Consider the following 22192-nt stretch of genomic DNA (forward strand, 5'->3'; position numbering starts at 1 on the left):
AACTATTTTATCTCCCCCAGGATTTTCTCCATCTGTTCAAGACTGATCGCCCCTGGAATCACAACTGACTGACCAAAAATAAAGGTTGGCGTGCCGCTAAGCCCAATAGACTGTGCCTGCCCCACATTAATGGCAATCAATGCCTGTACAGCGGGCCCTCTCATATCGCTACGGAATTTATCAAGATCAAGATCCTGTTTTTTCGCAAATGATTCAATTCGTTCCTGATCAGGCTTGGCCGTATCATGCATCAGAGCCAAACGCATCTCTTCATAATGTCCTTGCAAAGCCGCTGCAAAAATAGCTTGAGAGGCAAGCAGGCTGTCAGGGCCTAAAACAGGAACTATTTTTTCTATTAATTTTACGTCAGGATGATGTTTGAGAAGTTGTTCCAGATCAGGCATCATACGGCGGCAATAGCCGCATCTGGGATCTAGAAACTCAATGACAATCACCTTACCATGCGGGTTGCCCTTTACAGCATAGGAAGGCGATGTTTCCAACGCTGAATAATGGGTCCTGACATCTTTTATATTCTGAACCTGGGTCTGTTCTGTTGCCTTCTGGCGCAAAGACTGAATGGCATCGGCCAGAATTTGTGGATCCTCTTTCAAGGCATCATGCATTATCTGCACAATCTCCGCCCGCTCTTGCGGTGTAAAATGACGAGATTGCGCATGTGCAGCATAAATACTTCCCCCCAATAGCGCAGCAGAGAAAGCACTTAGAACCGAAAAAGAAGTCAGGCGTTTCACACAAAATCTCCGTTAACTCAGGATAGCAGGCTGGTCAGGAATAAAACCCTTTACAACCTGACAGAGAAGAAGCCAGTTTAACAGTAAAAATTAGCCTATACCATTTCAGCCTCTTTCTCGATACTCTTTCATCATGTTATGTTAAGAGGGACTTGAGTTTCGGCATAGTCGCTGCCTTATTGAACCAACTGCTATTTTGCCTTGAATCAGAAAACTGGAGATACGCCCCCGTGGCCCAGCATCAAAGCCTGCCTCTCACTCAGCTTTTCCGTTCACTCTCATGCGCTGATTGGAAATCTTTTTTGGCCCGGAATTTCCGTAAACAGGCCCTACTTGCAACGGCAGTTGCCTCCGGCCTTGTTCTTAATGGATGCAGCAGCGCACCGGACGTCCATATTCTCGAAATGATCCACCCCAATACCCCTCCGGGTGGTGGCGGAATTGTCGTTGCTGATGAACCACAGGCAGCTTTGGTCGGACGTAATGTGCTTGCCCGTGGCGGTAATGCAGCTGACGCGGCAACAGCGACGGCTTTTGCACTGGGTGTGACGCTTCCTTCTCGTGCCTCTTTAGGCGGTGGTGGTGCCTGTCTTATCAGCCATCCGGGCCAGGTTGAACCACATGCTGTAAGTTTCCTTCCGCAGCCTGGCAGCGGAGGGGGAGACAGACCCGCCAGTGTACCAATGATGGCACGTGGCCTTTACCTTCTTCAGCTCCATTATGGTGCGGTCCAGTTTGGTGAGACAATCGACCCTGCCATTAATCTGGCACAGCAGGGCATTACAGTCAGCAAACCTTTGGCAGATGACCTTTCTGTTGTAAGGGGACCCCTACTTGATGACAGTGCCGCCCTGGCTGTTTTTGGCAAAGAAGGTGATAATATCGTTGGGGTCGGCGACCAGCTGGTCCAGACACGGTTGGCATCTTTTCTTTCACGTCTTAAACTCGTCGGGGTTGGTGACCTCTATAATGGAGCCTTGGCACAAGTCTTTATCGACCAGGCAGAAAAAGCAGGAGGCGGCTTGACGAGAGAGGATTTGCGCAAGTCCCTGCCCAGTGAAAGTGCTGGACTCTACATTTATGAAAAAGACTACCGTACTGTTGTTCTTCCGCCCCCAGCTGATGGTGGAATCGGCACGCTTATGGCCCTTAAATATCATATCCCTGCTGAAAGTGCTGTTCAGGCATGGCGTCAATCCGGTCTCAGCACAACAAAAGAAGCACGTGCTTTCATTGAGCAGGCACATTCAAGCCCAACGCCACTCCCTTACCTACCAGCGTCAACCACCTTTATTGTCAGAGACCACGCAGGACTCGTCGTTGCCTGCGCCCTCACAAATTATAACCTCTTTGGAACAGGCCGTGTTGCTGGAACGACAGGGGTTGTTCTGGGTGCCTCTCCTCAGACTTACCCCAAACCGCTGTTAGTTGCCGCAGCCATGCAGACCACTGACCGCAAGACCAGGGTCATTCTCGCAGCTTCAGGTCTGAATCAGGCCTCGCAGGATGTCGCTGACAGTATAGACAGACTGGTCAGTGGTAAGACATTTTCCACTTCCGATACAACGCGAATGAATGCAATTATCTGTAAGGATGGACGCTGTGCAGGAATGACCGACCCCCATGGAAATGGGCTGAGCACCTGGACAAAAGCCCCATGATTAGAACGGTCTGTTCTTGAAAATAAGTCTCGTACGTTCCCATATATAGAGGCCTTTTCTCCAGCCTATCGGGTAAGTCTTAATATATTTTCGGGGAGATATTTTCCCCTTTTTCCGAACAGGCAGGACCTGCCTTCTGTTAATACGAGGATCATATGGACAAAAACAAAGCCCTGGAAGGCGCCTTAACCCAGATCGAACGTGCTTTCGGCAAGGGATCAGTCATGCGGCTCGGTCAGCGTCCGATAGAGCAGGTTGAAGTTATTTCAACAGGCTCTATCGGCCTCGATATCGGTCTCGGGATTGGTGGTCTACCACGGGGCCGCATCATCGAAATTTATGGCCCTGAAAGCTCGGGCAAAACCACACTGGCCCTCCATATTCTGGCAGAAGCACAGAAAAAAGGAGGGACCGTTGCCTTTATTGATGCAGAACATGCTCTCGACCCGATCTATGCCCGCAAACTTGGCGTCAATATTGATGAATTGCTTCTCAGTCAGCCAGATGCCGGTGAACAGGCTTTGGAAATCGCCGATACGCTCGTTCGTTCTGGGGCTATTGATGTACTGGTTGTGGATTCCGTCGCAGCGCTTGTACCCCGTGCTGAGCTTGATGGCGATATGGGAGATAGTCATGTTGGCCTTCATGCACGTCTTATGAGCCAGGCTCTGCGTAAACTGACAGGAACAGTTTCCCGCTCCAACACGATGGTCGTTTTCCTTAATCAGATCCGTATGAAAATCGGAGTCATGTTCGGTAACCCTGAAACGACAACTGGTGGAAATGCCCTGAAATTCTACTCATCTGTACGGCTTGATATCAGACGAATCGGCTCCATCAAAAACAAAGACGAGGTAATCGGCAATCAGACACGTGTAAAAGTTGTCAAAAACAAAATGGCCCCTCCTTTCCGTCAGGTGGAATTTGACATTATGTACGGAGAAGGAATCAGCAAGCTCGGTGAACTTCTTGATCTAGGCGTCAAAGCCAATATCATAGAAAAATCAGGTGCCTGGTACTCATATGACAGCACACGCATCGGTCAAGGCCGTGAAAACGCCAAGCAATATTTGCGCGATCACCCGGAAGTGGCTGATGCCGTAGAGCAGCGCATTCGTGCAGATGCAGGAATTCTGGCTCATTCACTTCTCTCTGGAGAGACAGAAGATGAAGACGGACATAGTGAAGAACTTTCTCCAGAAGAATAAGGCTTCTCCCGCTCCATTCTTAAAGCCATAAAAAAGTCCCGCTCCTGTTTACAGACAGAGGCGGGACTTTTTTCTAATAACAGAAACTTACGATTTTATGCTGAAGCTGCTTCTATGGAAGAAGCTGTTTTTTCACCGTGCAATTTGCGCCATGCTGTGACAGCTTTTATTGCGACACGCGCTGCAAAAGGCGCTAATTTAGGACGTACAAGCCGGGAATCATAACCAGCAAAACGGCGATCATTTTCCCTTAAGCAGAGCTTCATCAATTCAACAAAATCAATGTCCTGCTCAGTCATACTTTTGGCACCAGTGACCGTAAAGTTATTGTCCTGCGTATGCTCCACACCTTTATCGTCAATCGTCCGTACAAGGTCCAAACGCTCGTAAAGCAGGAAGAACAGGACAGCAATAACACGCAACTCAAACCACGGACGCTTCCAGAAAGGCATGACAGCACGATGGTACGCAAGCCAGTTAGCAAAAAGCAGAATATGACGGCACTCTTCCTGCATGACAGGCTCAAATGTCTCAATCAGTTCCATAGGAAAAAGACCTGCTTTTTCAGCTAATGCAAACAGGCCAAAAGCAAAGAAACTATCCCAACATTCTGAGAACCCTGTAACAAGATAGGCCCATTCTGTATCTTTGGGCTCTATATAAGCTGTTTCAGGGGCCATAGGAATTTTATAATGTTCGACCATACGGGCCAACACTTCCTTATGGCGGTTTTCCTCCCAGGCATTACGTGAAATTGCGTCTTTGATATCGGGGTCCTGAAGCATCTCGGCATAAGCTGCCATGCGCAGACGCGCTTTCCCTTCAGTCTGGACAGCAATATCCCAGATAGGCAGAGACGTAATGCGGTGAAGCGTCTCCGGATCAAGTTCAGGCCAGGCAATGACGGATGGCTTATAAGGGTTAAAAGTCTCCCGGAACATATCCGCCATGGCTTTTTTATGCTCAGGTGTACCCGGTTTCAAAGGACCTTTTACAGGACTGCTCCAATGACGTGCCTGATAGTCCGCCTCTGCCAAAGTTTTTTCAGAAGGCTGATCGGGCAAGTGTGAATAAATATCTGCGAGACTTTTTTTAGTGGTCTTATTTGTCACGTCACTCACGGCGTGCTCCTTTCCTTACTCTGGAGCTGAAGATTGTCTGAGATCGGCTACAGAGCTGACAATGCGGGTGACTAGACCATAATCCACCGCTTCCTGAGCCGACATCCAGTAATTACGGTCCGTATCACGAGCGATTTTTTCATAACTTTGCCCGGTTTCACGCGCAAAAATCCGGTTAAGACGTTCACGCATTTTAATAATTTCCCGAGCTTCGATATCAATATCAGTCGCTGGACCACGCACCCCGCCCATAGGCTGATGAAGCAAAAAGCGGGTATTGGGTAAACACAACCGGCGCTCTGGGTGCCCGGCTGCAAAAATCAGTGCCCCTGCAGAAGCGACCCACCCCGTACCGATAATCGTGACAGGCGCCATACTATCAATCAGGCGAATCATGTCATGAATCGTGTCCCCACTCTCAACATGACCACCGGGAGAATTAACGTAAATATCAATTGGTTTATCCGAATCGCCAGCAAGGGCTAGTAAGCGAGCCGTTACATCTTTAGCCAACCGATCATTAATTCCGCCAAAAATAAGAACTTTTCTCTGCTTGAAAAGCCGGTCTTCCATTTCTGGTGAAGATTTAGGTGAATCTTTCTCAGCTCCATCAGAACCATCTGGATCCTCTGGCTCTTCCTCATCAAAGCGACTGAGGGGAGCTCTGGCAGATAGAGTCGTATCAAACCGTCGGTCCACACCCAGACTGGTCACTATAGAATCACGATATTGTCTATCATCTCTCATCGTTTTATCCTGCACTCGCTTTTTCATATGCCATCTTTTCTGTAACCATAATGTAATCTCAAAGCTAGCTGAACCCCTCCTTACTCGTGAGGGACCGCTTGCGAGGAAAAGAAGAGACGTTTATCGTGACTTTATTCCTCCTAATAGAGCCTATTGCTCTATCAATCATTGATTCATGTCATTTTTGACGTCGCTCTGATGGACTGTAATACCCCATGATTTTTTCCTCCTCTTTAAAGTCTACGAGGTCAAAGCTGACAGGTTTGCTTTGCGCTTTTAGTTCCATGCTCACTCTTTCTGCATGTCAGCATCGCACAACCAACCAAACCATTACAGACTGGACACACGGTCTCATGGGCGGCGAGGTCTATAAACTCAGACCGCCTCCACCTAATTATGATAAACCTATCCCTAATATTAACATAACACCAAAATATGAACCTTCTTTCCCCAGCCAGGAATATCGTACTGCCCTGACGGAAAACCTGCAGGAGCACCGTAATTATGCCCAGCGTCTGAGCGCAGCAAGCGGGCCACTTCCTACAACGTCACCGCCCCCTCCCCCGCCTCCAGGCAATGGCGAAAACTCGACGATCCTGACGTCAACAGATTCACAAAAATCTCCTGCCCCAGGCCGAACGGCAGAGAGGACGCCCTTAGAACCTTTATCTACCCCCATTCCTGGTGCTGCAAAGCGCCCCACAGAAGACCTCGACCTACCTGAATTAAAATATCATCCCATCTCCCACGATACGCCCCGTGACCTCCCGGCAATTGGTGCAGCCCCACCGCTTCCTATCGGTTTTGGAGGGTTTAAAATCCCACCAAGCCCAGAAGCAATACGACCTGATTTTGTCGCTAAAGAGCCACAAGGCAAACTTATTTATTTTGACACAGATACTGACCAGCTTGCTCTCGGACAGGAAGAAACCCTGGAACAACTCGCCTATGATGGTCGAAACGCTCAAATCATTATCACGGGTTTTGGTACAACAATCAGTGCTGACGCAGGCTTACAACCTGCTGAACAACAGCAGGAACTCACACTCGGGCTCCTACGCGCACGCAATGTCGCGCAGGAACTGGCCAAGAGAAAAGTGCCTTCTAACCATATTATCCTTCAGGCCAGACCTTTAGGAGATGGCGTACGTGTACAGATTCTGCCTCTACCAGCATATTCTTTAAGAAATCGGTAGGATTACGATAAATAACCCCTTGCCTCATAAGGCAAAGAAGTGAAACATGGTGGTGCGTGAACGTCTCTCGTTTGCGCACATTCCAACCTTAACCATTGCTTCATAATCGTAAGCAGATAGAGTTATCCATGACTGAAGAATTTCACCGGATCCGCCGTCTTCCCCCTTATGTCTTTGCAGAAGTCAATAAGGCCAAAGCCGCCGCCCGAGCCGCCGGTGAGGATATTATTGATCTCGGCATGGGTAATCCTGACAGCGCTCCTCCTGCTCACGTCATCAAAAAACTGGCTGAGACGATTCAGAATCCACGTGTCCACGGCTATTCTGTCAGTAAAGGCATTCCCGGTCTGCGCCGTGGATTGGCTGCATATTATGAGAAACGCTTCTCCGTTAAACTGGACCCTGAAACAGAAATAATCGCAACACTTGGCTCCAAGGAAGGACTGGCAAATCTTGCCTCTGCCATTACCAGCCCTGGTGACACAATTCTGGTTCCCAATCCCTCCTACCCGATTCACCAATTCGGCTTCATCATTGCTGGTGCTTCAGTCCGCTCCATTCCGGCAACCCCGGATGAAGACATGCTGCGCGCCCTTTATCGGGCTGTAAAACATTCAGTCCCCAAGCCAACGGCGTTAATCCTCAATTTTCCATCCAATCCTACGGCCTTTGTCGCAAGCTATGATTTTTATAAAGAGATCGTGGCCTTTGCCCGTCGGGAAAATATCTGGATTCTCTCTGATCTCGCCTATGCTGAAATCTATTTTGGCGAAACACCACCACCCTCAGTGTTATCCGTACCTGGCGCCAAAGACATTACGGTAGAATTTACCTCCATGTCCAAAACCTACTCCATGGCTGGATGGCGTGTAGGTTTCGCTGCGGGAAATCCACGACTAATTCATGCGCTGACACGCATTAAATCCTATCTTGATTATGGTGCTTTTACACCTATTCAGGTTGCCGCTGTCGCCGCCCTAACCGGACCGCAGGATTACGTCTCTGATATACGCAACCTTTATAAAGAACGCCGTGACGTACTCATACAAGGCCTCCATAGTGCCGGATGGGAGGTTCCCGCCCCCGAAGGCTCCATGTTTGCCTGGGCACCTATCCCCCCGAAATTTGCCGAAATGGGAAGCGTTGATTTCTCCAAACTACTCCTGAAAGAAGCAAAAGTAGCCGTTGCTCCAGGGTTGGGCTTTGGCGAATATGGGGACGGCTTCGTCCGTCTGGGACTGGTTGAAAACACCCAGCGTCTCCGTCAGGCCATACGTTCTATCAAGGGCTTCATGAACAAACATGGCGTAGCACCCTGTGAGCCAAAAATCTCCTCCAAAGAGACTGTCCCAACCCCTAAACGGTCCTGAAATCAAAAAGAAAGAGTAACTGACCATGACATCACCCTCTTCCCTTGCTCACACAGCCTCCTCATTTCCGCCTCTTCGTTTGGGCATTGCAGGACTTGGCACTGTAGGGGGTGGCGTCATTCGTCAATTACAACAGGAAGCTTCCTTATTAAGCGAGCGCACAGGCCGCACCCTGATGGTAACTGCCGTCAGCGCACGGAACCGCCATAAGAACCGGGGGCTGAATCTTGAGGGTTTTCGCTGGTATGATAACCCCCTTGATCTCGTCGAGGATAAGGAAGTTGATTGTATTCTAGAACTGATTGGGGGTGCTGAAGGAACCGCTTACAGGCTTGTAGAAGCCGCTCTGAAAGCAAAAAAGCCGGTTATTACGGCCAATAAGGCACTGATCGCCCTTCATGGGGACTATCTGTCACAGCTCAGCCAGTCACATGAGACCCCTTTTCTTTTTGAAGCGTCTGTTGCCGGAGCCATTCCCGCTATAAAGCTTATGCGGGAAGGGTTGGCAGGAGACACCATTAAAATGCTCGGCGGCATTTTAAATGGTACGTGCAACTATATTCTCTCTACCATGGAAGAAACAGGACGTGACTTTGAAGATGTGCTGAAAGAAGCGCAGGAAAAAGGCTTCGCGGAAGCTGAACCCTCTACCGACATTGACGGATGGGACACAGCCCATAAACTGGCTATTTTAGCTGGTATTGCCTGTAAGCCTGTCCAGTTTGACAGTCTGATCGTGGAAGGGATCCGCCACATTACAGCTCATGATCTGGAATTTGCCCGTAACCTTGGATATCGGATCAAACTTATGGGCATGGTCAAACACCATGCAGAAGACGACACTGTCGAAGCATGGGTGCGCCCCTGCCTCATCGCACGGGACACAAAACTTGCCCACGTAAATGGTGTTTTCAATGCCCTGACCTGGGAGGGCACTTATAGCGGCGCTATGACAATTTCTGGCCGTGGTGCAGGTGAAGGCCCTACAGCCACTGCCGTTATTGCTGACCTTATAGATCTGGCACGCGGTAAATCTCTTCCACTATGGGGACGGGTTATAAAAACTGAACCTGTCAAAGTACGCTCTATTGAATCGCTTCGTGGTGCGTTCTATCTGCGGCTCCTCGTTGATGACACACCTGGCGTAATCGCCGATATTTCTGCCGTACTGCGTGATCAGGGAGTGTCGGTCCATCATATCACGCAGCATGATGCCACAAATCAAAAAGCTTACTTGGCTGTCATTACGCACCCAGTTGAAAATACGGCCATCATGAATGCTTCAACACGTTTGAAAGCACTCCCCTCAGTGCATAATGCTCCTCTTCTCATCACAATTGAAAGGCTCTCCTAAAATGCAAGCCCCTTTTCGTCTAACAGGCCGTAATCTTGGTCTGGAACTCGTAAGAGTAACAGAAGCTGCCGCTATTGCCTCCGATTACTGGACAGGACGCGGCGAAAAGAATGACGCTGATGGCGCAGCTGTAAAAGCTATGAGAGAAGCTTTTGACCATGTTGCTATTAATGGCACGATTGCTATTGGCGAAGGAGAAATGGATGAGGCGCCAATGCTCTATATTGGCGAACGTGTCGGCTCTGGTGGCCCGGCTGTTGATATTGCCGTGGACCCACTGGAAGGCACTAATTTATGTGCACGAAGCCTGCCTAACGCTCTAACCGTCATCGCACTAGCAGATAGTGGCCAATTTCTCCATGCGCCTGATGTCTATATGCAGAAAATTGCTGTCGGACCAGGACTGCCAGATGACGTTATTGACATTGATGCACCCATTGAAAAAAATCTACGTGAGCTTGCCAAGGCAAAACGCAAGGCACCTTCTGATTTAACATTATGTGCCTTGGACCGGGAACGTCATGAAGAAATGGTCGCCAGGGCCCGTGAAGTTGGGGCCAGAGTCCGTCTCATCACTGACGGTGATGTCGCCGCTGTCATCGCAACATGCCTTCCCACAAGTGACGTTGATATTTATGCCGGAAGCGGCGGTGCCCCTGAAGGTGTTCTTGCTGCCGCTGCCATACGCTGCATGAAGGGTAATATGCAGGCCCGTCTTCTCTTCGAAGATGATCATCAATTGCAGCGTGCTCAGTCCATGATGAAAGGACAGGACCCTAAACGCCGTCTTGAACTTCATGATCTCGCAAAGGGAAATGTCTTTTTTTGTGCAACTGGTGTCACATCAGGGGATCTGCTTGATGGCGTAAAAACCCTTCCAACGGGATATAAGCGAACCAACTCCGTTATCATGCGTTCAGAAACGGGGACAATCCGTTACGTAAGTGCCTATCACCACATTGAAACAAAACAGCAACAAACTAATTTCTTTCAGGAGTCATGAGTCTTTTTCCATCAACCTCTGAAAGCGTTCTGAATATTGAACTCAGTGCCGGACAGCGTCAGTGGCTCTGGCGCCAAAGCCCGTTAAACGAGACCCAAAAGCGTCTTGTTCTGGCCTTGGCGCAACAGACAGGCTGCACGGAACTTCTGGCACGTATTCTGATCAGCCGGGGGATAGAACCAGACAAGGTTGAGGCCTTTCTAACACCCCGCCTTGACCGAGACCTGCCTGATCCATCCTGTTTCAAGGATATGGACAAGGTGGCTCACCGTCTGGCTGACGCAGTGGAGCGCCACGAAATAATCGGTCTGCTAGGCGATTATGATGTCGATGGAGGCTGCGGAACAGCCCTGCTGGCCAGCACTCTTAAAGAGGCAGGATGTATAATCCTTACGCATATTCCTGACCGTATCGCCGAAGGTTATGGCCCCAATAAACCAGCCTTGCAAGCCTTTATAGAACAGGGCGCCACTCTGCTAATCTGCGTTGATTGCGGCACCGCTTCTCTGGATGTCCTTGATGCATTTGTAGGAAAAGCTGATAGAATTGTCCTCGACCATCATAAACCTAATGGGGGCCTCCTGCCTAAAGGCCTGATCATTAATCCCAATCGTCTCGATTGTGATTCAAATCTCGGAAATCTGTGCGCCACAGGTGTTGCGTTTTTCGCCATGGTGGCACTCAGGCGGGAATTAAGGGCACGGAACTGGCTGGAAAATCATAAATTTCCTGATCTTCTTTCCCTGCTCGACCTGGTTGCCCTTGCAACTATTTGTGACGTTATGACTCTGCGTGGGATCAACCGTACCCTCGTCACACAGGGCCTTAAAGTCCTTAATAATAGTAAAAGACCTGGTCTGGCTGCACTTGCTGAATGCGCAGGCGTACGTGATAAAACCAATGCCATGGCCTGTGGCTTTGCTCTTGGCCCCCGTATTAATGCGGGAGGACGTATTGCGCAATCTGATCTGGGGCTCCGGCTCCTCCTCAGCTCTTCAAAAGAAGAAGCACAGATCCTTGCGGAAAAACTAGACCAGGTAAATCGTCAGAGGCAGGCAGTTGAAGGCAACACCCTTCAGGAAGCCATGAATCGGGCTGAAGAACAGCTTCATGCCGGCCATGCTGTCATTTTTCTTTATGACGCAAACTGGCATCCGGGCATTATAGGCATTGTAGCGGGCAGGTTAAAAGAACGCTTCAACCGTCCTACCCTGATTGGCGCTTTATCAGAAGGCATTATTAAAGGATCAGCCCGTTCAGTCAGTGGGCTGGATCTCGGCAATGCTATTATCGCAGCGCAACAGGCAGGCTACCTTCTGGCTGGTGGAGGACATGCTATGGCGGCAGGCTTTACGCTTGATGCCGATAAAGCTGAAGCTTTTCACAAATCTCTTGATAAAACTTTTGCAGAGGCATTAACACTCCCTCCACAGGCATCTCTTCAGATTGACGCGATCCTGACCATTGCTGGCGCAACCCCTGTTCTGGCTAATGAACTTGCGCGTCTGGCGCCTTTTGGAAATGGCAATGAGGAGCCTGTTCTCGTCCTCACCCACGTTCGCTGTGTCAGATTTGACCGTATCGGCAAAGATGGCAACACATTACGCGTTACCTTACAAGGAGAAGACGGGACAACACGCCTTAAAGGGCTTGTCTTCCGCGCCGATGAAAAAGACTTCGTGCCTTTGCTTGAAGACCGGACGCGTCCCCTCCTCCATATTGCAGGTCATTTACGCCTGGAAGAGTGGCAAGGAATAGAAAATCTAACTTTTTTCATTTCTGACGTTTCTCCCTCTTGACGGCGGAATATAAACCCTTTATCAACCGCCTCACGCCTTTAGTCCCGTTCGTCTAGAGGCCCAGGACATCGCCCTTTCACGGCGGCAACACGGGTTCGAATCCCGTACGGGACGCCACTGTTTTCACAGTGCTTTTTGGATAAAAATCCTCTAAAAGATTTCGGCTGTTACACCATTACGAGCAGCTTCATAACGGACTTGAGAGGCCACCTAACCCGCGACGCACATACCCGATCTCCGTTAATTAAACTCCCGAACGATGAAGAAAACCTTCAAACAAAGCAGCTTTCTTAATAGTCTCAGTCACACTAAGGTAGTTTATACCGTTAATGAAGGCTTTTTTTACAATAGATCGCAACCCTGTATCTCTTTCTTCATATTTTTACCGACAGAATAAGAGTCTTATAGGCGGGAACGGGAAACGATGAACAGCTTAGACATCGCGACATACGAAATCTCAAAGAAATATTACTTATACTAAACTGCATTATAGTCACATGACCTAAATGTTAATCACAAAACTATGAATAGCTCAAGTCGATAACCAGCGAACCTCATAGATATGAAACTATTATTTTACTTTTCTCACACACACCCACTTAATGCGTGCCATAGGGCATCTGATTTATTTGTATATTTATCACCTGAACTTGAAGATAAATGCCGAATTAGATTCTTACACAAAGCTTATTGCCTCATACAGACTATGTGAGCATGACCTATGCTCCATGAATTAAACACAGAATTAATATTATTTTACATAAATATGTTGACAAGCATTTTTAACTAATTATAGTCTAAAATAATATTTTTATATGCGGATTTAGAGATGAATAGTAATAACATTGATATGATTGAAAAATTATATGATTTAAAAGAAAAAAAAAGCGGAAATTTTATTAAAAAGTAAAGTAAACGCTATTGAATCATCCATAGAGGATAGGCATAAGATTGGACATGGCACATCATTATTAATTGGATCAATCATACTCCTTATTATAATGGTCAGCTTGAGTGGCGAAGATTATCATTCAAATAAAGACCCCCAAACGTCCTTAGGCATGCTATTTATATTTAATTTATGGATTATTCCCCATTCCATATGGCTTCTTACACAAAATGGTGCCAACAAAGTCTTACCTATTATTGCTCTGGTAATTAGCGGCATTTGTGGTCTTTTATATGCAGGAAACACTATGTAATATAAAATACCAACTTTTTGACATGTAATAACGTTAAAAGGATAAGGATACATAATAAATGGCACCAAAGAATGGTTTGGACTGGGCTTTATTAGCTCTAAAACGTTATGCAGAATTCAAAGGGAGATCTACAAGGTCAGAGTTCTGGTATTTTCAGCTGTTTTGTTACACTCTATACATATTATCTATATTTATTGGTATTGCTATTCATTTTAAATTTTTAGATTTATTAGTATCAACGGGGTTTATAGTCCCCCTTCTCGCTGTTGCCGTCCGAAGACTACATGATACCAACCATAGTGGCTGGTGGTATCTTGTGCCGATTGTAGATCTTGTTTTTTATCTACAAAAGAGTGACCCTCTTGAAAATCGTTTTGGCCTTCCTTTTGATCAATCTGCAGTTGAAAATGCAGATTTGGATAAGCTAAATCAAATAGAGAAATTATGCGAACTAAAAAATAAAGGAATATTAACTGAAGAAGAATATCAATATCAAAAATCTACTCTTCTTTAATTTAAGAGTAAAATATCTTTTAATTTCTTCCGTTAACTATGGAAATTTGATACGACCGTTGCAGAATAAACAACATATATGGTAGCTTACTTTCAGCATCATATATGATGTATTGCTGTCATTATATTGAATGTTGAAATTTATGATTTTAACGTCATAGCTCAACTCTAAAACATGTAATTAAACACCGTCCTGACTAGATACCACTCCATCTCAGGATAAGTATGTAATAACAAACTTTTAGACCCAAAAACGATCTACCTTTCCCTATACTAAAATGATTTAAATTTATGCTATTGTCTTATTGGAAACACCTTAACCCAATCTTGGCTATAACTTATCGACGTTAATACACCATAATAATTGTTCAGACTTTACCTTATTATAAAGAACAAAGTAAGATAGATATTAAATATAGCAGAAATAAGATATTATATTCACGAGTTTAAATTGTAGTTTATATGTCTTATATAGCATGTCATTTATTCGGAGCTCTCTATAAAAGATCGAAAGCGTTATTGAAACTAAAAAATCCGTCAAACCATTATTTTCTTCTTGCCTATTAAATGAATTTACAATTATTTAATGATCCGTATTTTGTATAGAGTACCGACACCATAACTTTAGTCCCATAATTGAACGTTGAAATTTAGGATCGAGAAACATGCGGCTCTTAAATAGTCATGCCCTTATCATTAGTGCCATTAATAAAAAATATTCTATAAAACACATAGGCGCTTCAGTCAGCATCATCGCCTTGATTATGGGGACATCCCTACCCGTCTTGGCTGATGATATTGCCTTTGGAACAGCCACAAATGGTAATGTAACGCTAGATTTGACCACACAACCCGGCCAAACACTCTCAATAGACACGACCCATCCAGAATTTACCAAAGACAAGATTTCCACTGTTAATGACCTAACAATTAGCGGCGGCGGGAACGTCGTTGTGGGCGATGGGGCTTCCAGCTACAATCTTAATTTACCTGATTTCTCAGCAGAAAAACTAAAATCAATAACCATAAATGATGGCACATTAACCATCAATCACCCCGATGCGGATATCACTAATACCTCTGATATACTTTATGGCAATAATAACCAGGCAAACCTTACACTTAACAAGAATGGAACACTTGATTTAACACATGACACCAATAATCTCGATTATGGAAACGAGATTCATAGCGGCAATGACATTTACTCTAATGTCGCCAATTTAAATGGGAATGGAAAAATCCTGATAGGCCAGAATGGAAGTTTTATTGTCAGTGGGGATAAAAGCATCTTTTCAGGGACAATTACAGGTAGCGGTGATTATGATATGAGTCACTTACCTTCCTATACAGACCCCTATGATATCTCCTATGGCGCTACTGAGGGTTGGGCAAATTCTACAGAATTCAACGGTAAATTTACAGATTTTCAAGGAGCCACTATAGAAAAACTCCCATGGCTCGATTTCGCCGGGATTGAAAACACTCCAGATGTTCAGAATCCCCAAACCAGTAATATCTACATCCGTAAGGGAACGCGGGTAAATGTTGGTGAAATTCTCGTTGCAAATAGTGAAGATGACGACCACGGCCCCGGAGACCCGGTATCAGAAGGTGCAGATCATTATGCAGCCTCTGTCATTATTCGTGATACCAATACTAACGTAAAAACGAGCCAACTTATTATCGGTCAGCAAACTAGTGAAACTGACCTCAAATTATCTGAGGATGGTAAAACGCTTTCGAAACCCGTCAGTGTTATAAAACATGGCGATTCCATCATTGACCATGGCCGTTCTGACGGGACTGTATGGGTTACTAAAGACGCCACCGTTACCATAGCAAATGGCGGCTTACATACTGGCCTCTATCTAGGCAATGATGCCGGATTTGGGTATGATGAAAGAGGCGGAGAAGCTTCAAGAAATAATACTGACGAAGCCTCTATGGATGGTGCAGGCAGTGGCGTCCTTCATATTACGGGTGATGACGTAAATTATAATGATAAAGGAGAGGTTAGCCAAGCAGTTGGCAATGAGGGTGGCACTGTTAATGTTGATAAGGGAACACTCTGGATTGGCCCCGTCAATCTGACGGACACGACGGCTGGCGCCAGCTCTGGCCTCATCACAGTTGATCATGGCGGCAAGCTGAACCTAAATGACTCCTTTACTGTGTTAGGCGGAGAAAATGGAACCGGGAATATTGAGATCAATGAAGGTGGAACGCTCAATATTACAGGAACACACCCAAGTGGCATCAGTGACCAAAATACAAGCCGCACTTTCAGCCAGACACGTCAGGGATCTATCACCATTAATGAAAATGGTGTCCTTAATATCGGGAATAGTAAGGAAGCCGGTATCCTCAAAGTCTATGGTGACCTGAACCTTGCCAAAGGCAGCACGACAAACTTCTATGAAGGCACGACCACTGATAAGGGAAATAAAGGCGATGCCTATAACTCTTACGCGGACGTTCACGGAAATCTGACACTCGGCGGCAATCTCTCCATCAATGCCATTACCGGCCAGAATAAAGGACAGAATGGCGCTGTTGACCTCGGAAGCTATCACCTGTTCGATTACACAGGAACACTGGCTTCTGCAAAAGACAAAACCTTCACCGCAACACAGGCCGGTCAGACGGGCACGTACGTCTATGACATGGCAGATAAATCCGTCAATGTCATTGTCTCAAACGCAGCAGACAGCAACACAACCCCGGACAAACCTGGAGCCGGCTCTGGGTCCGATAACAGTGCCAATACTGGGACAAGCGCAGGCTCCGGATCTGATAACAGCACCAACGCTGGGGCAAGCGCAGGGTCTGGTTCCGATAACAGCACCAACGCTGGGGCAAGCGCAGGGTCTGGATCTGATAACAGCACCAACGCTGGGGCAAGCACAGGGTCTGGATCTGACAACAGCACCAACGCTGGGGCAAGCGCAGGATCTGGGTCTGACAACAGCACCAACGCTGGGGCAAGCACAGGGTCTGGATCTGACAACAGCACCAACTCTGGGGCAAACGCAGGGTCTGGTTCCGATAACAGCACCAACGCTGGGGCAAGCACAGGATCTGGATCTGACAACAGCACCAACGCTGGGGCAAGCGCAGGGTCTGGTTCCGATAACAGTGGCAACACTGGTGCAAACGCTGGAACTGGCTCCGATAATGGTGGCAACACAGCGGGGTCTGGCAACGGAACCGATAATGGCACAACTGCACCACCAACACCGTCTCCTGCCCCGACGCATGTCATTTCCGGGGGCAATTATCAGATCGTTCATAGCACTGGCAAACCTGACGTTACGTCTTCCCTTCACTTCAGCTCTGATGCTGATGGGTATCAGACAGTTTCAGAAGGGACGATCACAGCCCCGGTCAGTGCCAGTGGCAGCGGACAGAATACGCTTGAAATCAACAATAATGACGGGCATGCGGTTGCTGCCATCAACGCCTCTATTACCGATAACGGAAATAATGCTGTCGGTATTCAGAAAACGGGAACAAGCACCGTCTCGCTCAATGGCCAGAACAGCTATACGGGCGTCACCGATGTTGTGGGCGGCACACTCGATATCAGCAAAACAGGTGATATTTCCTCCAGCAGCAAGACAGAAGTAACGTCAAAAGGCACACTGAACGTCTCCGGCAAAACTGGAAAAATTGTTAATAACGGCACAGTAACCGTATCAGGACAGACTGGAGATATCTCTAACAGCCTTGGTACTACCGTCGTTAATGGAAATGGACAAGTTGCTTCCATGACCAATAACGGGACTGCTGTCTTCAGTGATAACGCTAAAGTGACAGGCACGCTAAGCCAACAATCCGGCCAGCTGGAACTGAACGGCACGACAACAGTCAACACACTGGCGACTTCTGAAGACCAGGGGCTTGATCATCTTGCCGGGCTGAACCGCAAGGATTCACTGACAAGTCAGAGCCGTAAAGACTTTGTTGCCCAGCAACTCAAAAACGCGACCGATCCGGCTGCCAAAGGGCTGCTGCAGGCTGTCAGTGACAGCATCAATGGCAAAACCGATACTGTCCTTGATGACCTTAAAGCCACCAATAACCTCTTTACAGTCGGCGATAAGTCGAATGTCACCATCAATAACCTGACAGGGTACGGCACTGGTTATCTGGGAGATCAATCAACGCTCACACTTGCCGGGGATCATACAGCCTATGGTGATGGCCTGTTTGGTAAGGGAAAACTCAACATCACAGGTAAGAACGCTATTCTGCAGGGGGCAAACTATTACTCTGGCGGTACAGAAGTCGCCACAGGGGCCAGTATAACCGCAGAGTCCCACTCATTTGGGACAGGCGCTGTTACTTTGGATACAAATGGCATTCTCAGCATTGCCGAAAACGGTGCCAGCAGCTTTGATAATACATTGAACGGTACAGGCACATTTAATAAAATAGGTTCTGGCGTTCTTACACTCAATCACGATGTTGATGATTCCAGTTTTGCCGGTCAGACAAATGTTCAATCCGGTCAGCTGGCCGTTAATAATACATTGGGAGGGACAACCAATGTCCTTAAAGGCGCTACCATTTCCGGCACTGGAACACTCCAAAATTTGAACATGAAGGCAGGCTCAGCACTGGGTGTCACTCTGGATGGCGCTGGTACTAATCCCACCATTACCGGGCTGCACGTTTCTGGAAGTGCTGTCATCAATGATGCCATAATGGCAGTCTCTGTGCAGCATATTACCGGCCTTACCCTGAACAAGGATTACAGCACACAAGCACTTGACTTCCAGACATCAGGAACCGGCTTTACTCAGACTGCTTTTGATACGATCTTTGTAAAAGGCAAGGCAACAAAGGACGATAGTGGTCTCTGGAAGCTGGATTATCGCCGTTATGCCTCTTACGGTACATGGGCAACCACGACTAATGAGCGCTCAATGGCTAATGCCTTGACCAATGCAGATAATAAAGGCGTTACAGCATCCTTTATGACAGCTCTTGAAAATATGGCAGCTGATAATGATGCCGGATCACAGGCACGCAGAGCCTATAACGCCCTTTCTGGTGAAATAAATGCTGATGCCAAGACCGCTATGGTCAATGACAGCTTTATGATCCAGGAAGCTGTTATCAACCGTCTTGATTGTGCGGGCGATCTTTTACGTGCCCGTGCTCTGGATGGAAAACAGCAGAGCAAAGGTTATTGCGATATTGACCCTAACAATCCTGTCACTGTCTGGGGAACAATTTATGGGCAGCAGGGCCGTAACGCAGGCAACTCTAATGCCAGCGCTTTAGGGCAGTCCTCCATCGGCTGGATCATGGGGGCTGACACCCAGCTTCAGGGGAACTGGCGTGTCGGTGGCATGCTTGGTTATGGTCGTGACTGGTTTGATTCAAAGGGAGGAAGCAGTTCTTCAGCACATTCCAATTCAGCCACTATTGGCGCTTATATTGGTAATGCCTGGCGTGTTGGCGGCCTTGTACCAAACGCTGCAATTACATTCAAAGGCGGTGTCAGCTATTCCTGGAATATGATTGATACCAATCGAAAAATCTTCTTTGGTAATTATTCCAGTCATGCTTCTTCCAGCAACCGTTCTGGCACAGGACAGGTCTTTGCTGAGACAGGATACCGTATGGCCTTTAATCAGGGTACGGCATTACCATTGGAGGTCGAACCATTTGTTCGTATGACTTATGTAAATTACGGTCAGGATAGTTTCCGCGAGCATGGTGCTGATGCTGCATTAAGAGTCAAAGGTCAAAACAGCTCAATGGGCTTCTCGACCATGGGCATCAAGCTGGCAACGAGCGTCTCTCTTGGTAAGATCCTTTTCTCACCACATATTGAGGCAGCTTATCGCCGCGCTTTTGGACGGACAGATTCTCATGTCCGTCAAGGGTTCATTGCTGCCAATAATGGTTACGATATGACCATCTGGGGAACGGGTCTCTCTGTCGATACTGCCCAGATCAATACTGGTTTTGGCGTCCGTCTCAGTGACCGCCTTGATGTTAACGTCGATTATATCGGTCAATATGGCAGCAGCCAGACAACCACGGGTGGATCAGGCAGTATCCATTACAGATTCTGATTCAGAAACAATCAGTTACCCTTCATGCAGGGCGTCCTATAGGACGCCCTGTTTTGTATCTGATAATGTCAAAGAGAACGAAAAAACATAATTATAAGATCAGAGCTTTTGCCCTATAATCCCATAAAAAAGGAGGCTTAAAGCCTCCCTTTCCTATTTTAAAACTATATCACCCTTTAATGAAATGGGGGGTGATCAATCCACTCCTGGACACGGCCCATCGCCATATCAATTCCTTTGAGTGAGAAAGAAATTTTCAGATCGTTCGTACCCTCGACCCTAGAGGCAACAAAACTCCCTGAAGAAGCATGCTGGAATTCTGTTGCTTCTGCCGTTGTAAGATCAGCACTGGAAATACAACCGGAATTAGCACAGCTTTCCCAGGAAAGTGATACTGGTTTATTCTTATCAGTGGAAATATGTGGCTGTTTCTGAAGCGAAAGTCCAGCGGGAGCAACCACAATAACGTGCCATGGACGATTTGCCAGAGAGCCTTGACTATTATTCGGCAAAGCACGTGCTAAAACGACCATTCCAACAGGAACGGGACGTTGTCCTTTTTGCTGGACGGCCAGCTCCTGCTGAATAACACAGTTTTGCGGACCATCTGAAAGAGCTTCCCCTTTAAATGTGCAGCGATAAGCCCAATTCCCAACTGTTCCTGAGGTCGTCACAGGTGTAAAACGTGCAGGAACGTTCGATGATGCAGTTTCAGATTTCGATGAACTCTTATGAGCTGCAAGTGCTGATGTACCCAGAAGAACACTTGAAGCTAACAAACAATGGGAGAGAACTTTACTAATCATTGAATATACATCCAATCTTTATTACAAATCACTACCACCATACACGATTAAGCCAAAAACAACAGAGCTGATACACAATTTCCAATAAAGTCCTTATTAGCAGAATCTTAAAGAAAGCTTCTTTGCAACGATAATCACTTAAAGACCCGGGAGAAGAAAGAAACGTGAGATATCCTGAAAATCATTTATTATCTACATGAATCCTTAGAATTCAGAACATTGCATTTATGGCAAATTGTGGCGATACAGCAAAATCATTATTGTGTCCTGCAAATACAAAAGACGAACCGAAAATGACTCCCCAACTATCATTCCAGCTATATTCTACAGCTGGTGCGATCTGCCAGGAACCTGAAGAAGCGCCAACTTCACGGAAATAATGACCACTCCGATCATATCCTCGCACATGGGCACCATCAGCCCAATCACGATAAAGGTCCATCGCAAGAACCCAGCGTTGTGTGACGCCATATTCTAACGCAACCCCTGTCTCTCCATGCATTCCTGGCTGGGCACGTCCCCTAAAACCCTGCTCAGTACCATAACTGGTCTGACCTTTAAGCGTTGCGGTTGTCACAGGTTTATAAAACCAGTTCCAGATACGTAAGCGTAACTCATGGTTGCCTGGTAAGGTATAGGTTGATTGTTCCGTCAACCCGAGACGAAACGTAAAACTCCCCGTTCCCATACCATCCTGAAGATGTCCCAAATGATTATAATCACCGGTGGGAAAAACCATTCCAACATAAATATTAAAAGCCGGGATAAATCTTTTAGGGTCAGGCTCAACATAACGGTAAATCAGGTCAATCGGCATATCACCAGCCTTAGGACCATGTGAGTGCCCTTTGCCATGTTTCCATTGGTAATTGACAACAGTATGCCATTCGATTGTCAAATTCCGTGTAAGGCCATACTCCCATAACGTATCGTTGGAAAATGAGCGTTGTAGCGGATGCGATGCTCGTTCGCCATGACCATGATTATCTAGACTACCTAAAGGCTGCGTATAGGTATAATAAGGTTCTATATCCCAATAGCCCTTCGGCACACCTCCCGAAGCAGAAATCAGGGAACCGGTGTACCACTGCTCGGCACGTGCCTTGGTATTGAATGAACACAAACAGAAAAAACCAGCTGACATAGCATAAAACTGCGATGCATATTTTTTCAGAGGCCTTTTATCTTTTAATCTTTTTACCTGCTTTCCCTGCCCCTGTGCCACTAACTAACTGCTCCATTTCGTTTTCAATATGAATTGATCTTTGTTAATCGCGAATCAACGACTAAAGTCAATAGGTCAACTCAACGAACCTTTTCACAGAACGAAGCTAAATGGCACTTTTCCTTATAACAGATATATGA

At 46.9% G+C, this 22192-nt stretch carries 14 protein-coding genes and 1 tRNA gene; 10 read left to right on the forward strand and 5 right to left on the reverse strand.

The features are described from left to right. Positions 1–2: 2 nt before the first annotated feature. Entirely contained in the window at positions 3–755 is a 753-nt protein-coding gene (locus AC3B6P_RS01655) for a DsbA family protein (RefSeq protein WP_489804418.1), read from the reverse strand. Positions 756–985: 230 nt separating this feature from the next. On the opposite strand from AC3B6P_RS01655, the gene AC3B6P_RS01660 reads away from it, so the two are divergent. Together AC3B6P_RS01660 and recA are read left to right on the forward strand one after the other, a co-directional pair. Continuing rightward, entirely contained in the window at positions 986–2416 is a 1431-nt protein-coding gene (locus AC3B6P_RS01660; RefSeq protein ID WP_489804419.1) for a gamma-glutamyltransferase, read from the forward strand. A 155-nt stretch (positions 2417–2571) separates the two neighbouring features. Continuing rightward, complete coding sequence (gene recA, locus AC3B6P_RS01665; RefSeq protein WP_489804420.1) at positions 2572–3624, forward strand: recombinase RecA; 1053 nt, start codon at positions 2572–2574, stop codon at positions 3622–3624. Positions 3625–3719: 95 nt separating this feature from the next. Here the strand turns inward: recA and AC3B6P_RS01670 are convergent, their stop codons facing one another. Together AC3B6P_RS01670 and AC3B6P_RS01675 are read right to left on the reverse strand one after the other, a co-directional pair. Beyond that, complete coding sequence (locus tag AC3B6P_RS01670) at positions 3720–4745, reverse strand: ferritin-like domain-containing protein (RefSeq protein ID WP_489804421.1); 1026 nt, start codon at positions 4743–4745, stop codon at positions 3720–3722. Positions 4746–4760: 15 nt separating this feature from the next. Further along, entirely contained in the window at positions 4761–5492 is a 732-nt protein-coding gene (locus tag AC3B6P_RS01675; RefSeq protein WP_489804422.1) for an ATP-dependent Clp protease proteolytic subunit, read from the reverse strand. Between the two features lie 215 nt (positions 5493–5707). Here AC3B6P_RS01675 and AC3B6P_RS01680 point away from each other — a divergent pair, with 215 nt between their 5' ends. The 8 genes from AC3B6P_RS01680 (at position 5708) to AC3B6P_RS01715 (ending at position 20021) form a co-directional block, all read left to right on the forward strand. After that, a complete protein-coding gene (locus AC3B6P_RS01680) occupies positions 5708–6688 on the forward strand; it encodes an OmpA family protein (RefSeq protein ID WP_489804423.1) in 981 nt (326 codons plus the stop codon). A gap of 128 nt (positions 6689–6816) precedes the next feature. Next, positions 6817–8058 (forward strand): LL-diaminopimelate aminotransferase, encoded by a 1242-nt coding sequence (locus tag AC3B6P_RS01685; RefSeq protein WP_489804424.1) that lies wholly within the window; start codon positions 6817–6819, stop codon positions 8056–8058. 25 nt (positions 8059–8083) lie between these two features. Continuing rightward, entirely contained in the window at positions 8084–9412 is a 1329-nt protein-coding gene (locus AC3B6P_RS01690; protein ID WP_489804425.1) for a homoserine dehydrogenase, read from the forward strand. 1 nt (position 9413) lies between these two features. Continuing rightward, positions 9414–10415: a class II fructose-bisphosphatase gene (gene glpX / locus AC3B6P_RS01695; protein WP_489804426.1), complete on the forward strand. Its 1002-nt coding sequence runs from the start codon at positions 9414–9416 to the stop codon at positions 10413–10415. Beyond that, positions 10412–12214: a single-stranded-DNA-specific exonuclease RecJ gene (gene recJ, locus AC3B6P_RS01700; RefSeq protein WP_489804427.1), complete on the forward strand. Its 1803-nt coding sequence runs from the start codon at positions 10412–10414 to the stop codon at positions 12212–12214. Before glpX ends, recJ begins: the two co-directional genes overlap by 4 nt. Positions 12215–12255: 41 nt before the next feature. Next, positions 12256–12331 (forward strand) — tRNA-Glu (locus AC3B6P_RS01705). A 1143-nt stretch (positions 12332–13474) separates the two neighbouring features. After that, entirely contained in the window at positions 13475–13930 is a 456-nt protein-coding gene (locus AC3B6P_RS01710) for a DUF805 domain-containing protein (protein ID WP_489804428.1), read from the forward strand. Positions 13931–14594: 664 nt separating this feature from the next. Continuing rightward, positions 14595–20021, forward strand: coding sequence for an autotransporter domain-containing protein (locus AC3B6P_RS01715; protein WP_489804429.1), 5427 nt, complete (start codon positions 14595–14597; stop codon positions 20019–20021). Between the two features lie 176 nt (positions 20022–20197). On the opposite strand, the gene AC3B6P_RS01720 is transcribed toward AC3B6P_RS01715, so the two are convergent. Further along, positions 20198–20827 (reverse strand): invasion associated locus B family protein, encoded by a 630-nt coding sequence (locus AC3B6P_RS01720; RefSeq protein WP_489804430.1) that lies wholly within the window; start codon positions 20825–20827, stop codon positions 20198–20200. A gap of 211 nt (positions 20828–21038) precedes the next feature. Next, on the reverse strand, positions 21039–21971 hold the full coding sequence (locus tag AC3B6P_RS01725; RefSeq protein ID WP_489804431.1) for a hypothetical protein: 933 nt from the start codon (positions 21969–21971) through the stop codon (positions 21039–21041). Positions 21972–22192 lie beyond the last annotated feature (221 nt).

This window comes from Aristophania sp. ESL1142 (assembly GCF_058107345.1).